The following is a 12,404-nucleotide window of genomic DNA, read 5'->3' as shown; positions in this document are numbered from 1 at the left end:
TAAGTCATTGATTTAAAAAGCTTTTAAAGCCAACCTGTCAACGCCGTATACAGCCTTTTCAGCCGTACTGTCGACAGCGTTTACAGTCCCGCATGGCCATCCACATCGCACTCGCCCTGGCACTCGTCCAGACCTTGGCACTGTCCGGCGTCCTGTGGCGTTGGGCCCAGCACGTGGCGGGAGCAAAGCTGCTGATCGTGTTCCTGCTGGGCGTCGGTGTGTGGATCGTGGGCAATGAATTACCGAACTGGGCAGGGATCGGCACCGCGTCCCTGGCAATGGCCTTGCTGGCGACAGTGCCCGTCACATCGGCCGCGTTCTTCCACTTCTGCGCCATCTTCACCGGGCAGCGGCTAAAGGCCTGGGTGTTCCGGCTGGCCTATGGCGCGGCAGGGCTTGCCACGGCACTGTCTCTGTGGATCTCGCCAGGGGCGTTCGAGCATTTCGAGCCCTTCACCGGCGTTCAGTGGGTGGTCGTGCCGAATGCCGCGGGATGGACCACCAGCCTGGTGTGGACCGCTTGCGCGGGCGCGGGGCTGATCGTGCTGGCGAAGGCCTTCTGGCAAACGCAGGTGCCCACCGAGCGACGGCAGATTGCCGCGGTGGCCATCTCCTGCGGCTGGGGTTTGATGTGCATCTCGGGATACGCCTTCGCTGCCTTGCGCATTCCTCAGTATCCGTGGCAGGTTCTGGCTTTTCCTGCCTACCCGCTGATTCTGGTCTACGGCATCTTGCGCTATCGGGTCTTCATGGCCAACGCCTGGGCTCGACGCGCCTTGGCATGGGCGATCTTGCTGTTCCTGGGCTTGCTGGCGGTGCCCCTGACATTGCTGCTGCCGGTGGAATCCCGGTGGCTGACGTCCGCCGTGGTGGCGGCTACTTGCCTGGCATGGAGCGGCCCCGTGCGCCGGTTGGCGGAGCGGCTGGTCTATCCGGGGGGTACCCCCACCGCCCAGGACTTGGGCTCCTGGCGCAGCACGTTGTGTACCGCGCAGTCGCTGGACCATCTCTCGTCCATCGCTGCGTCACTCCTTTCCCAACGCATGGGCGTCACCGTGCGGGTGGTGGTCGGCCCCCTTCTGTCCGACGATCCGCACACGCCCTCGGTCCACTGCCGCAAAGAAGGCGCGCATTGGCAAGTGCAACTGCAGGGCTTCGAGCAAGCCCCACCCGGTCAGCGGCACCTTGCCGAGCTGTTCGGCACCGTCCTCGTCCACGCTGCGGAGCAGGTTGAAACCGCCGCCGCAGCGGAGCAGCGCGAGCGGGAGCGGCAACTTCAGGCCCGGCTGGCGGAACTGGGCTCGCTGGCGGCCACCGTGGCGCATGACCTTCGCAATCCCTTGAACGTGATCGCCATGGCAACCGCCTTTTCTCCGGTCGAGGTTCGCAAGGACGTTCAAGAGCAGATCGCCCGCATCTCCCGCTTGGCCGAAGACCTGCTGGACTACGCCAAGCCCTGGCAGATCCAGCCAAAGGAAATCGATCTTTCACAGCACATATGGCAAGCCGTGCGCCATGCTCCTTACATCGAGTTAGGGCCGGGGCTGAACGCGCCGTGCACCTTGTATGCCGACCCAGCGCGCCTGGACCAGGTGCTGACCAACCTCATCACCAATGCCCACGCCGCTGCAGGGCAGCGACGCGTGCAGGTAGATACCGAGCCGGGACAGGATGGCCGGCTACGGATTCATGTCTGCGACGACGGACCGGGCATTCCAGCCGATCTTCGCGAGCGGCTTTTTCAACCTTTTGCGTCTCGAAGCCCGGGCGGTACGGGCTTGGGCCTCGCCATCGCCGCACGCATCATGGCCGCGCACGGGGGCAAGGTCGAATTGACAGAGCGCCCGCCCTGGCGCACCTGCTTTACCCTGACCTTTCCTTCCGGACCAAGACCATGACGCCTTCTTCCCCCCTGGGCCACATTCTTCTGGTGGACGACGAGCCCGCCTATCAGCGGCTGGGCAGCTCTTTCCTGCGCGAACTGGGACACCGGGTGACCGTGGCGGGCAGCGGCGAAGAAGCCGCCGCGGCGTTTGCCGAAGACCGGGCCCATGTGGTGCTGTTGGACCTTGCCATGCCCCCCAGCATGGACCCCGAAGCAGGACTGGATTTCATCGAACGTTTTGCGGGCTCGGTCGTCGTGGTTCTGAGCGGTCATGGCGACCGGGAGTTCGCCTTGCGTGCTGCGGAAAAGGGAGCCTGGGATTTTTTGACGAAGCCCATCGACCCCGACATGCTTCGCTTCGTCGTCTCGCGCGCCATGCACAAGGCTCGGCTGGATGCCGAACTGCGCGAGCTGCGCTCACGTGACGAGGGCGAAGACCTGGGCATCGTCGGCCAGTCCACCGCTGCGCAGCAACTGCGCGCCATGGTCCGTCGCGTGGCAGGCACCTCGGTCAACGTCATGGTTCTGGGGCCGACCGGCACCGGCAAGGAACTGGTGGCCCGCGCACTTCACCACTGCAGCGCGCGAAAACACGGGCCTTTCGCGGTCATCCACTGCGGCGCCCTGTCCAGCGAACTGCTGGAGAGCGAGCTGTTCGGGCACCTCAAAGGCAGCTTCACTGGAGCCCATCGCGACCAGCAAGGCCTGGTGGAGACCGCGCACGGAGGCACGCTCTTTCTCGACGAAGTGGGTGAAATGCCGCCTGCGATGCAGGTCAAGCTGTTGCGCTTTCTCCAGGAAGGCACCTTCCTTCCGGTCGGGGGACGAACCATGAAAAAGGCCGATGTACGGGTGGTGTCGGCAACCCACCGCAACCTGGAAGCCATGATTCAGGAAGGCAGCTTTCGAGAGGATCTCTTTTATCGGCTTAAGGGCGTGGTGATGCGCATCCCGCCGCTCACGGAGAGGGGTACGGACGTCCCGCTGCTGGCCGCTCACTTCCTGCGCCGCGTGGCGCCGGATGCCGTGTTTGCACAAGATGCACAGGTTTGGTTGGCCGCGCAGAACTGGCCGGGCAATGTGCGCCAACTCCGAGCCCTGGTGGAATCGGCCGGAGCACTCATCGCCCCCGGTAGCCACCGTGTCGATATGGATGTCCTGCGGTTCGCCAGCGGCGATGTAGCCCATCTGCCCGAGCCCGGCAATTCCGAGGCCATGCCGGTGCCGCCCGCAGGTGCGCTGGATTCAGCCATCGCCGAACTGGAAAACCGCATGATCCGTGAAGCGATGGACACGGCCGGGGGCAACCAGTCCGAAGCCGCACGCCGGCTGGGAATCTCGCGCGCAGGACTGATCAAAAAACTCACCCGGCTGGGCCTTCGATAAAAACGCACTCATGCCACTCAGGCCAGCTTTCCGCCAATCATCCGCACTTCCCAAAGTGCCCTACTGCGTGCGAGGCGCCATTGGACGCCGTGAGGTTCAAAATCAGCAATCAGCCACGCGGCAGTGCTGCATAGATGCAGCGAAAACCGACATAAACCACGGAGAAATCCGCGGGCTTCCATTGCATGGACTCCGCCCGCATCTGGTGAGCGCCATACCACCAGGAGCCGCCAGCGGTGAGTGCCGTGTCGCCTTGCCTGTCTGCCAGCCATTCCCAGGCATTGCCGCCCATGTCATGCAAACCGTTGACGCCACGGCGGGTGGCCCCGGCAGGCGCCAGCTGCGGCTATGGATCGGAGGCGTTGGTATTGGCACCGTCCTCGCTGCGCCCCGTTGGATAGGGATAGGTCTGGCCCTTGACGAAGCCTGAACGCACCCCCTCGCCTTGCTCCGTATAAGCGGCGCGAGTCCACTCGACGCGGCTGGGAAGACGACCACCGGCCCATGCGCAGAAGTCGCGGGCTTCGTACCAGTTGACATGCACGGCAGGCCATTGCAGGCTCTGTGGCGGCACGCCGAACGGGCGGTGGACATTCCAGCCAGCGCGGCGCTCCCAGCCATTTCCCCATTCATGTCCGCCACCGTCGAGTTCGGCCGCGGTGGTGCGGCCCGTCGCCAACGCGAAATCGGCGAAGCGGGCAATGCTGATTTCGTACCGCTCCATGAAAGAACCGTCGATGGAGACCCTGTCCTGGCCGTGGGCAGTCAGTGGACCACCGGCCAGCACCATGGCCAAGGCCAAGGCTTTCGAACCGATCCGCTGTGTTTTCATCCGTCCGTCCGTTTCCTGGAATGGGTCGTCAGCCTGGAACAGGCGCCTCGGCCGAGATGAGTCTTTCGCGGCGCAGCGATTCCCAGAACGATGCTGGGATGGCCACCCGCATCGATGCTGCGTTGGCCTGCACCTGACCGGGTACGCGGGCGCCGGGGATGATCGCAGCAACGACCGCCGGCGCAGCGGCGAATTGCAGCGCGGCGGTACGAATGTCGATGCCATGCTGATCGGCGATGGCGGCCAGGCGTGCACGCTTGTCCGTGGCGCCGGGGGGAATCTGGTCGCTGAAGTGATACCGGTTGCGCCCACCCAGGAACCCGTCGTTCAGCGGCGTGCCGACCACGACGGAAATGCCTTTTCGCTGCAATGCGGGAAAGGTGCGGGCCAGCGCGTTCGCGTGGTCCAGGATGGAGTACTGGCAGGCCAGCAGCACGATGTCCGGCGTCGGCACTTCGGACTCGGCCGCCAGCACGGCGGCATCAGGGGTGTTGATGCCGAAGCCCCATCCGCCGATCAGCCCCTGATCGCGCATGTGCGCCAGCTCTGCCATCGCCCCGCCCTTTCCAGCAGCAATGCCGAAGTGATCGCGCCAATCGCCAGAGAGTTCGGCATTGTCAGGCGACAGATCATGGATGTAGACGATATCGATCTTCGGCAAACCCAGCCGCTGCAGGCTGTCTTCCACCGACCGGCGAGCACCGGCCGCCGTGAAGTCGTAGCGGTACCCCATCGGTGCGGGCTGCACCCACAGCGCGGGGTTGGGCAGCGCACCGCGCCGAGCTTCCAGAACGCGCCCCACCTTAGTGGACACGACATAGTCGTCCGGGTTCTTGTCCCGCAGGAAGTGCCCCAGCCGGTATTCGCTGAGCCCGTAACCGTAGAAAGGCGAGGTATCGAAATGCCGCACGCCCGCATCCCACGCGGCCTGCAATACCGCCTGGGCCTGCGCATCGCTGATGGTGGCAAAGATGTTTCCCATCTGTGTTCCGCCCATGCCGAATCGGAACGCCGGCCGGTAACGTGCGCCCGACGGGGGATTGCGGGGCAATGCCCGATCGCTGAGCACGCCGCGCGTGGGGAGGATGCTGCCGCGCTCCCTGAGCGCCGGCGAGAGGCCGGGCGCCTGTGCGAACGCCAGGGGCGCAACGGCGAAACCGGCCAGCGTGCTGGCAGTGGCGGTGGCGGTATGCAGGAAAGATCGGCGGTCCATGGTGGTTAAAAGCCTCGGTGGGTCAACGGAAGGCCGTTCGCAAGCAGGTGCGAACCGGCCGAGAAAGGAAGGAACGAAAAGGGTCATCTGGCTACGGTTGCTGCGCGCACATTGCCATCCGGGCGCGGCGGATCAGGCCTTGATCCGTTGACCCATCTTGCGCATCCACCTGACCGAATCCGCTCGGCCGGATTACGGATTCGTAATCCAGCGCTCATGCCGGCCATGCACAATCCAACGGGAGGTGCAGCCAATGCACAAAGTGCTGGTGATTGAAGATGACCGCGGTGTGGCCGATTACCTTTGTCAGGGGCTTTCCGAGTGCGGCTACCGGGTGGACATCGCGCACGACGGACCGAGCGGACGCGCCATGGCGCTCGCCGGCGACCACGCGCTGGTGCTGCTGGACGTCATGCTCCCTGGGTGCGATGGCTTCGAAGTCCTGCGCGCTATCCGTGGCAAGGGCAACTTGCCCGTTCTGATGCTGACCGCGCGCGATCGCCTCGACGACAAAGTGCACGGTCTGAATGCGGGCGCAGACGACTACCTCGTCAAACCATTCGCTTTCTCGGAATTGCAAGCGCGGGTCGAAGCGCTGATCCGGCGTGGGCAGGCCAGTTTCCAGGAACATACGCAGTTGCGCATCGCGGACCTGGAGCTCGACCTGGGGGCGCACAAGGTGAGCAGGGCTGGCCGCCGGATTGAATTGTCGACCAAGGAATTCCAGTTGCTGTCGCTCCTGATGCGCCGCAAGGGCCAGGTTCTGACCCGCACCACGCTCGCCGAACGCGTCTGGAACATCCACTTCGACTCCGATACCAACATGGTGGAGGTAGCGGTGCGGCGCCTGCGCGCGAAGGTGGATGACGCATTCCGCCACAAACTGATCCATACGGTGCGAGGCGTCGGCTACATCATGGAGCACCGCGGTGGCAACGACGGCGACGCGTAACGGCGGCGTGATCGCATGTTGATGGCGACGCATTCGGTCGTCCGCCGGATCGCGCTGCAACTGGGCGCGGGCGTGGCACTGCTGCTTGGCGCGATCTCAATCATCGTGTACCTGGGAGTTCAGACGCTGCACGAGCGGGCCCAGTCGCAACTGCTCGCCATCAAGGTACAAAAGCTGGTGGAGACTTCCAGCGCATTGCTACGCCCGGGGACCCAGGATTTTCTGGACCTGTTGCAGACCAACGCGGTCAAACGCCAAGGCTCGCGGCTGGAGCTGCGCCGTGCGGACGGCACCGCCTTCTATCAGGATTCGAACGACGAGGCTCATACGCTGTCGGCGCAGGTACGCTCGCGCCGGTTCGAGTTGCGATCGGCAGATGGGCAGATCGCCCTGACCGGCCGCTTCGATATCGACATCGCGCAGGACGAGCAGCGCCAGCAGGCACTTGCACACCTGCTGGCATTGGCGACGGCCATCGGCGCGCTGCTGAGTGCAGGCCTCGCCATCGTGGTCGTGCGGCGTGACCTGCATCCGTTGCGCCATCTGGCAGCGCAAACCCAGGCGATGTCAGCCAGTGGACAACTCACGCACCTGCAGCTGTCTCGACACAGCACCGAGTTGGCGCCCCTGGTCGAACAGTTCAATGAGTTGATCGACCGGCTCGAAACGGGTCGAACCCAGCTGGAGGCGTTCAATGCCGACGTTGCGCACGAGCTGCGAACGCCACTGACCGCCCTCATCGGGAAAACCGAACTGGCGCTGTCGCGGCCCCGCGCGGCGCCCGAACTGGCAAGAACGCTGGAGTCCAATCTGGAGGAGCTGGGGCGCATGGCCTCTGTGGTGAACGACATGCTGTTCCTGGCGCGTGCCGACGGTGGCCAGCGTGCCCGGGTGGACGCCCCGCACAGCCTGGGCAGGCTGATCTCCGAACTTTTCGAGTACCACGAAGCGCACGCTGCGCAAAGCGGTCTCCGGCTGGCGCTGGAGGGCGAACTCTTCTTGCCGGTCGATGACCGGCTGGTACAGCGGGGGGTATCCAACCTGCTCAGCAATGCATGCCGTTACGCAAAGCCCGGCACCACCGTTCGGGTGGTGCTGACCGCGCAGGGCGCGGCCGGCCCGAGCGTTTCCGTGGTCAACCAGGGGACACCGATTCCCGAGGCAGTGCTGCCGCGCCTGTTCGATCGGTTCTACCGCGCCGACTCGGCACGGCAACGCGAAGGCATGCACGCCGGACTGGGCCTTGCCATCGTGGCCGCCATCGCGCGCATGCACGGTGGCGGCGTCTGGGCGCACTCCACGTCAGAGGGAACCGAAGTAGGAATTCGCTTTGGCAGCTGGACGGGCGCTGGCGCAGTGGCTCAACCACAGCTCCCCAGGTGACCGCACTGCGTGCAGTAATCGCACCCATCCTTGCGGATCACCGCATGCGCGCCGCACTCGGGGCACTTCTTGCCGGCCATGGCCGGGGGCATGCCCATGGGTGCCTCGGGCTCGTCCAGCGGCAGCACCTGCTGCACGGGGTCGGGCACGCGGCTGGCGAGGATGTTCTGGATGGCGTAGGCCATGGCGGCGACTTCGGAGTCGTGCCACAGCGGCACGCGGGTGCCGTCCTCGCGCTGGCGCGTGCCCAGGCGGACGGGGCCTCGGTCCCACGCCACCTTGCGCATGTCGCTCAGGGCGCGCTCCAGGAAGCCGCCGCGCGCGGCCAGCGAGAGCATGCGCATGCTGGAGGTGATCCATTGCTGCGATTCACCGCTCTGGCCCACGGGCATGAAGAACTCGATGGCGCGGTCCACCGTGCCGGTGCCGTTGGCATTGGGCATGGGCAAGAAGGACACGACCAGGTACAGCGTCTTGTGGCCCTCCTGCGTCCAGTACTCCACCTTTTCCGCCACGGCGGGCAGCGCGCCTTTGGGGCGGCTTTCGATCACGGTGCGCATCGGGTCATGGACCACCGCAGCCGCCGATGAAGCGGCGGGCATGGCGGCAGGCGCAGCGGAAGGCGCAGCTTCGGGCGCATGGGTCTCCAGCACAGCACCCAGGATGGTGTTGGGCCGATAGGTCGCCAGCCCTTTCAGGCGCGCGCGCCAGGCCTTGAGGTACAGGTCCTTGAAGTCTTCGTAGGGGTAGTCGGCCGGCACGTTCACCGTCTTGGAGATGGCCGTGTCGACGAAGGGCTGCACCGCTTCCATCATCGCGATATGGTCCGCGGCGGGCATGGACAGCGCGCTCACGAAGTACTCGGGCAGCGCGTTCACATCGCCGCCCAGTTCGCGGTACAGGCGCCAGGCATGGTCTTCCACGGCGTATTCGCTCATGCGGCCGTCGCCCTCGCGCTTCCTGCGCTTGTAGGTCCACGAGAACGGCGGCTCGATGCCGTTGGAGGCGTTGTCAGCAAAGGCCAGGCTCACCGTGCCCGTGGGCGCGATCGACAGCAGATGGCTGTTGCGGATGCCGTGCTCGCGGATCTGCGCCTGCAGGTCCTGCGGCAGCCGGCTGGCGAAGGTGCCGGGCGCCAAGTACCCCGCGGCGTCGAACTTCGGAAACGCGCCCTTCTCGCGCGCCAGCGCCACCGAAGCGGCATAAGCCGCATCGCGCAGCCGCTCGGCGATGCGCGCAGCCATGGCGCGGCCCTCGGCACGGTCGTAGCGCAGGCACAGCATGGCCAGCGTGTTGCCCATGCCCGTGAAGCCCACGCCGATGCGGCGCTTGGCGGCCGATTCGGCGCGCTGCGCTTCCAGCGGCCAGAAGGTCACGTCCAGCACGTTGTCGAGCGCGCGCACTTGCGTCACAACGCTCTGCTCGAAGGCCTCGAAATCGAAGGCTGGCGCGCCAGCCAGGCCGAACGGGTTGCGCACGAAGCGCGTGAGGATGATGGGCCCCAGGTCGCAGCAGCCGTAGGGCGGCAATGGCTGCTCGCCGCAGTTGTGCACGTACAGGCCATTCGCATCGAAGGCATGGCAGTCCGCTACGGTGACGTCGTACACGTCCTCGGTGCCAACCGGCGCGATGGACTCCACGGTGGCGGTGAAGCGCTCGCGGTTCAGGCGGCGCTGGTAGCCCGCCAGGGCTGCCTCCAGCCGCCCGGCCTTGGCGGTGTCGGCAAAACCGATGCGATCGGCATACACCGGCAGGTTGTCGCCCGCCACCACCAACTCGTGCTGGACCCGCGTGGAATACGCTTGTTGGCCGCCGCGGCCATCGGGCAGCAGACGCTGCTGCGCGGGGCGCCGACCGGTGTACAGCGTGGAAGCGATGCCGAAGCGCAGCAGCATGCGCTGCACGATGCGCAGCAGCGTTGCATCGCTTTGCGACAGGCGCACGCTCACGCCCTTGTCCTGCGCGCCCTGCACCGAGCCATTGGCGTCGAACAGTCCGCGTAGCAGGCCTGCGGCGAAGTGCGAGGAGCACCGTTCCATGGCGGGCGTGATCGTCTTGTGGCCCGGCCGCATGCCCAGGGCATGCGCCAGGCGCCACAGCGCGCCGCTGGCCATGCGGGCCTCGCCCCGCGCGCCGATGGGGCGTTGGAAACCGCCGAAATCCGCACGGTGGGGCAGCGTGGCAGCAGCGGCCTCCGCCGCCTGGACAATGCCGGCCGCGCCGGTGGCGGCATAGGCGACGGTGCCGTTGCCCACCTGCCGCAGCTCGGGCGCCCACACCGAAATCACGGCCTTGTCGGCCTTCAAGATGCCGTCGGCCACGAGCAGCCCAAGCAGGTAGCCCTCGGCCTCGGTCCCTGCGCCGTCCCAGCCGCCCAGCGCGCGGTGGTCGTGCAGCACGATCTGGTCGCCGGGCTGCAGTTCTGCGGCCGGCGTCCATTCCAGGGCCTGGGCGTAGCGGGTCTGGCGCGCCACGCGCCGCACGCGGTGGTCAGCCGTAAGGCGCAGTGCGTGCCCTTCGCGCGTGCGCAGCTCCACCACCGGCTTGTGGCCGGTCTTGAAGAAGCCATCGCTCTCCGTCGCGAAGATCTTGCCGTCCACCACCGCGCCGAACTGCCGGCCGACGAGGTCGGCTACCTGCGCGGGGCCGTCCGCCGTCATGACCCAGGTGTCGGCCGTGACGCAGGGATTGGTCGCCGCGATCGCTTCGCAGTAATGCAGGTTGTTGTCGCGGTTGATTGCATCCAGGAACAGAATGCCCGGCTCGGCGAAGTCGTAGGCCGACCGCATGATGGTGTCCCACAGGTCGCGGGCCTGCACGGTGCGGTACACCCACTGGCCGTCGGTGCGCTGCACCGCGCCTTGCTCCAGCAGCGCGGCGCCGGGGCGGGCCGCGTGCACCAGGTCCCACGGCTGGCCATCGACCACGGCCTTGACGAAGGCGTCGGGCACGCCCACCGACACGTTGAAGTTGTTCCACCGCCCGGGCGTGCGCTTGGCGGTGATGAATTCGAGGACGTCGGGATGGTCGATGCGCAGCACGCCCATCTGCGCGCCGCGCCGCGCGCCCGCGCTCTCGACCGTGGAGCACGACTGGTCGAACACGTTGATGTAGCTGCACGGCCCCGACGCGAGCGAGGCCGTGCCCTTGACCTGCGCGCCCTTGGGCCGGATGCGCGAGAAGTCGTAGCCCACGCCGCCACCGCGCCGCATGGTCTCGGCGGCCTCGCGCAGAGCTTCGTAGATGCCGGGGTAGCCACCGTCGTCCACGCCCTGGATGCAGTCGCCCACGGGCTGCACGAAGCAATTGATGAGCGTGGCCTGGATGTCGGTGCCGGCGGCGCTCATGATGCGCCCGGCGCCGATCGCCCCCGCTCGCAGGTTGGCGAGAAAGCGTGCCTCGTGCGCCGCGCGCTCGGCAGCGGGCTCCACCGAGGCGAGGGCCCGGGCCACGCGGCGGTAGAGGTCCTCCACGTCCGTCTCGCCGGGCTTGAGGTACTTCTCGCGCAGCACGTCCAGGCTGATGGGCTGCACGGGGGTGGCGTCGGACGCCATGGGGGTGAAGGGGTCGCGTTGCATGTCGCTGGCGCTTTCCAAAAACACTGCCAAACCGCTGTTTTACTCCTGCGCGCGCCCCTGCGGGTTGCCCAATGTCAACGCGAACGGCGAGGATTTGCCGATGGCGCCGAAGGGGTGTCAGAGGCACGGCGGTGGCGGCCAATGTTGCGTTTTGTTTCCTGGATCGAAACGCTGCGATTCCCCGGCAGGGGGTTATTCCCCCCGGCCGGAAGCCCCATAGTCCAGGCGACGCGCCTGGTTCGCGCCCGACCACCCCATCGCTCTTGCCCCTCAAGGAAAAATCCCATGTCCCCCACTGCCGAACTGGCCGCCGAACTCGAAACCGTGACTTCCGGCCCCGATGCGACCCCGCTGATCGAACGCCTGCAATGGCGCTATGCGGCCAAGAAGATGGACCCCGCCCGTGCCGTGCCGGCCGAGAAGGTCGAGCGCATCCTCGAAGCGGCGCGGCTGGCGCCCACCTCCAGCGGGCTGCAGCCGTTTCAGATCATCGTGGTCACCAACACCGAGGTGCGCCAGCGCATCCAGGCCATCGCGTGGAACCAGGCCCAGATCACGGACGGATCGCACCTGCTGGTGTTCGCCGCCTGGGACGACTACACCCCCGAGCGCATCAACGCCATGTTCGACTACACCAACGCGGTGCGCGGCTTCAAGAACGAGGGCTGGGAGAACTACCGCAACATGCTGCTGAACACCTACCCGCAGCGCGGCGCCGAGGTGAACTTCCAGCACGCGGCGCGGCAGGCCTACATCGCCCTGTCCGCAGCCCTGATGGCCGCTGCGTACGAAGCGGTGGACAGCACGCCCATGGAAGGGTTCGATCCCGAGGCGCTCGACGGCATCCTGGACCTGCGCGCCCGCGGCCTGCGCAGCGTCGCGATTCTGCCCCTGGGCTACCGGCAGGCCGAGCAGGACTGGCTGGCCCCGCTGGCCAAGGTGCGGCGCCCGCGCGAGCAGTTCGTCACCGAGGTGTGAGTCCGGCGCGCGTTCGCCTGAGCGGCAACGACTTCGCGCGCATTCGGCGTTTCCACGCGGGAGAGCGGCAGGATCACTCCGTTTAAGGGAGTGAAAAATGATTTCATCGGACGCAGGGCGCAGCCGCGCAACTCGACCAGGCAGCGCGGCACCCACACCGCAGCCCCCCCGAGGTCCCTCGCCTGCCAGCCAATCAT

Annotated in this window: 7 protein-coding genes and 1 pseudogene; 5 read left to right on the top strand and 3 right to left on the bottom strand. The window is 66.5% G+C overall.

What is annotated here, in order from left to right; genetic code table 11:
* Window positions 1–92 precede the first annotated feature (92 nt).
* Both BLT03_RS16615 and BLT03_RS16610 read left to right on the top strand, forming a co-directional pair.
* Window positions 93–1,898, top strand: coding sequence for a sensor histidine kinase (locus tag BLT03_RS16615; protein WP_092744873.1), 1,806 nt, complete (start codon window positions 93–95; stop codon window positions 1,896–1,898).
* A complete protein-coding gene (locus BLT03_RS16610) occupies window positions 1,895–3,271 on the top strand; it encodes a sigma-54-dependent transcriptional regulator (RefSeq protein WP_092744872.1) in 1,377 nt (458 codons plus the stop codon). The genes BLT03_RS16615 and BLT03_RS16610 overlap by 4 nt, the downstream gene beginning before the upstream one ends.
* Before the next feature lie 109 nt (window positions 3,272–3,380).
* Here BLT03_RS16610 and BLT03_RS24880 read toward each other — a convergent pair.
* Window positions 3,381–4,061: pseudogene (locus BLT03_RS24880) on the bottom strand (formylglycine-generating enzyme family protein).
* Between the two features lie 70 nt (window positions 4,062–4,131).
* Window positions 4,132–5,316 carry an aldo/keto reductase gene (locus tag BLT03_RS16600; protein ID WP_092744871.1) on the bottom strand — a complete coding sequence of 395 codons (1,185 nt, stop codon included), beginning with the start codon at window positions 5,314–5,316 and terminating at the stop codon, window positions 4,132–4,134.
* A gap of 253 nt (window positions 5,317–5,569) precedes the next feature.
* Between BLT03_RS16600 and BLT03_RS16595 the strand changes: the two genes are divergently transcribed.
* Both BLT03_RS16595 and BLT03_RS16590 read left to right on the top strand, forming a co-directional pair.
* The gene (locus BLT03_RS16595) at window positions 5,570–6,268 is read left to right on the top strand and encodes a heavy metal response regulator transcription factor (RefSeq protein WP_092744870.1); all 699 of its coding nucleotides are present in this window, start codon (window positions 5,570–5,572) and stop codon (window positions 6,266–6,268) included.
* A 15-nt stretch (window positions 6,269–6,283) separates the two neighbouring features.
* The gene (locus tag BLT03_RS16590) at window positions 6,284–7,651 is read left to right on the top strand and encodes a heavy metal sensor histidine kinase (RefSeq protein WP_092744869.1); all 1,368 of its coding nucleotides are present in this window, start codon (window positions 6,284–6,286) and stop codon (window positions 7,649–7,651) included.
* Here BLT03_RS16590 and BLT03_RS16585 read toward each other — a convergent pair.
* A complete protein-coding gene (locus tag BLT03_RS16585) occupies window positions 7,630–11,229 on the bottom strand; it encodes a ribonucleotide reductase barrel domain-containing protein (RefSeq protein ID WP_092744946.1) in 3,600 nt (1,199 codons plus the stop codon). The genes BLT03_RS16590 and BLT03_RS16585 overlap by 22 nt on opposite strands.
* A 285-nt stretch (window positions 11,230–11,514) precedes the next feature.
* Between BLT03_RS16585 and BLT03_RS16580 the strand changes: the two genes are divergently transcribed.
* On the top strand, window positions 11,515–12,207 hold the full coding sequence (locus BLT03_RS16580) for a nitroreductase family protein (protein WP_092744868.1): 693 nt from the start codon (window positions 11,515–11,517) through the stop codon (window positions 12,205–12,207).
* Window positions 12,208–12,404: the final 197 nt, after the last annotated feature.

Origin of the sequence: Paracidovorax valerianellae (assembly GCF_900102625.1) — a bacterium.
Taxonomy (GTDB): Bacteria; Pseudomonadota; Gammaproteobacteria; order Burkholderiales; family Burkholderiaceae_C; genus Paracidovorax; species Paracidovorax valerianellae.
Note: the sequence above shows the minus strand (reverse complement) of the source record. Positions and strands in the feature narration are given on the sequence as shown.